The organism is Citrobacter sp. R-1.5.2 (genome assembly GCF_035064245.1).
In the GTDB taxonomy this organism is placed as follows: domain Bacteria; phylum Pseudomonadota; class Gammaproteobacteria; order Enterobacterales; family Enterobacteriaceae; genus Citrobacter.
In genome coordinates this window covers 1-1,858 of the sequence record NZ_JASEYC010000062.1, presented here as the reverse complement: position 1 = coordinate 1,858, position 1,858 = coordinate 1, and the positions used below count along the sequence as shown (strand labels likewise).

2 protein-coding genes are annotated in these 1,858 nt (G+C 55.5%); both read left to right on the top strand.

The annotated features are described in order from the left end of the window. Positions 1–112 precede the first annotated feature (112 nt). On the top strand, positions 113–916 hold the full coding sequence (gene aph(3'')-Ib, locus QMN38_RS26525) for an aminoglycoside O-phosphotransferase APH(3'')-Ib (RefSeq protein WP_001082319.1): 804 nt from the start codon (positions 113–115) through the stop codon (positions 914–916). Then, positions 916–1,752 (top strand): aminoglycoside O-phosphotransferase APH(6)-Id, encoded by an 837-nt coding sequence (locus QMN38_RS26520; RefSeq protein WP_000480968.1) that lies wholly within the window; start codon positions 916–918, stop codon positions 1,750–1,752. The genes aph(3'')-Ib and QMN38_RS26520 overlap by 1 nt, the downstream gene beginning before the upstream one ends. The last annotated feature ends 106 nt before the right edge of the window (positions 1,753–1,858 follow it).

The following is a 1,858-nucleotide window of genomic DNA, read 5'->3' as shown; positions in this document are numbered from 1 at the left end:
AAGGCGAGCTCAGAGACCATGGAAAGCATGTTCTCGGACTTACGTAGCAACTCGTTTCTTTTCGCAGGTTGAGCCACCTCCGCGCTTCATCAGAAAACTGAAGGAACCTCCATTGAATCGAACTAATATTTTTTTTGGTGAATCGCATTCTGACTGGTTGCCTGTCAGAGGCGGAGAATCTGGTGATTTTGTTTTTCGACGTGGTGACGGGCATGCCTTCGCGAAAATCGCACCTGCTTCCCGCCGCGGTGAGCTCGCTGGAGAGCGTGACCGCCTCATTTGGCTCAAAGGTCGAGGTGTGGCTTGCCCCGAGGTGATCAACTGGCAGGAGGAACAGGAGGGTGCATGCTTGGTGATAACGGCAATTCCGGGAGTACCGGCGGCTGATCTGTCTGGAGCGGATTTGCTCAAAGCGTGGCCGTCAATGGGGCAGCAACTTGGCGCTGTTCACAGCCTATCGGTTGATCAATGTCCGTTTGAGCGCAGGCTGTCGCGAATGTTCGGACGCGCCGTTGATGTGGTGTCCCGCAATGCCGTCAATCCCGACTTCTTACCGGACGAGGACAAGAGTACGCCGCAGCTCGATCTTTTGGCTCGTGTCGAACGAGAGCTACCGGTGCGGCTCGACCAAGAGCGCACCGATATGGTTGTTTGCCATGGTGATCCCTGCATGCCGAACTTCATGGTGGACCCTAAAACTCTTCAATGCACGGGTCTGATCGACCTTGGGCGGCTCGGAACAGCAGATCGCTATGCCGATTTGGCACTCATGATTGCTAACGCCGAAGAGAACTGGGCAGCGCCAGATGAAGCAGAGCGCGCCTTCGCTGTCCTATTCAATGTATTGGGGATCGAAGCCCCCGACCGCGAACGCCTTGCCTTCTATCTGCGATTGGACCCTCTGACTTGGGGTTGATGTTCATGCCGCCTGTTTTTCCTGCTCATTGGCACGTTTCGCAACCTGTTCTCATTGCGGACACCTTTTCCAGCCTCGTTTGGAAAGTTTCATTGCCAGACGGGACTCCTGCAATCGTCAAGGGATTGAAACCTATAGAAGACATTGCTGATGAACTGCGCGGGGCCGACTATCTGGTATGGCGCAATGGGAGGGGAGCAGTCCGGTTGCTCGGTCGTGAGAACAATCTGATGTTGCTCGAATATGCCGGGGAGCGAATGCTCTCTCACATCGTTGCCGAGCACGGCGACTACCAGGCGACCGAAATTGCAGCGGAACTAATGGCGAAGCTGTATGCCGCATCTGAGGAACCCCTGCCTTCTGCCCTTCTCCCGATCCGGGATCGCTTTGCAGCTTTGTTTCAGCGGGCGCGCGATGATCAAAACGCAGGTTGTCAAACTGACTACGTCCACGCGGCGATTATAGCCGATCAAATGATGAGCAATGCCTCGGAACTGCGTGGGCTACATGGCGATCTGCATCATGAAAACATCATGTTCTCCAGTCGCGGCTGGCTGGTGATAGATCCCGTCGGTCTGGTCGGTGAAGTGGGCTTTGGCGCCGCCAATATGTTCTACGATCCGGCTGACAGAGACGACCTTTGTCTCGATCCTAGACGCATTGCACAGATGGCGGACGCATTCTCTCGTGCGCTGGACGTCGATCCGCGTCGCCTGCTCGACCAGGCGTACGCTTATGGGTGCCTTTCCGCAGCTTGGAACGCGGATGGAGAAGAGGAGCAACGCGATCTAGCTATCGCGGCCGCGATCAAGCAGGTGCGACAGACGTCATACTAGATATCAAGCGACTTCTCCTATCCCCTGGGAACACATCAATCTTACCGGAGAATATCGTTGGCCAAAGCCTTAGCGTAGGATTTCGCCCTCTCCCGCAAACGACCCC

Bases quoted from the DNA above. Each gene is read 5' to 3' on its own strand.
- QMN38_RS26520 (WP_000480968.1), top strand. From the start codon at position 916: ATGTTCATGCCGCCTGTTTTTCCTGCTCATTGGCACGTTTCGCAACCT.